Annotated in this window: 1 pseudogene; it reads right to left on the reverse strand. The window is 64.4% G+C overall.

The features are described 5' to 3' along the window. Window positions 1-261, reverse strand: a pseudogene (locus SB751_RS32010) (D-alanyl-D-alanine carboxypeptidase); the annotation flags it as partial.

Below are 261 nucleotides of genomic sequence, written 5' to 3' on the forward strand. Positions count from 1 at the left end.
GGCATTCGCCGGCTTCGTTGATGTAGCCGGTCTTGGACACCTTGATGTCCCAGTCCGGCTTGCGCACCAGCAGGTTGGTGTTGCGGAACGTCTGGGTGCGGTTGTTGATCTCCACGTCGTACTCCGTGTCGGTGGAGTAGCGGTGGATCAGCGGACGCTGCGACGCGGCGCGCAGCAGGCGGGCCAGGTCGTGCGGCGACGACACGTTGTTGCTGGATAGGCCGGTGGGCTCGATGAAATGCGTGCTGGTCATGCCCAGCG

Origin of the sequence: Cupriavidus sp. SIMBA_020 (genome assembly GCF_046535395.1) — a bacterium.
GTDB lineage: Bacteria > Pseudomonadota > Gammaproteobacteria > Burkholderiales > Burkholderiaceae > Cupriavidus > Cupriavidus campinensis.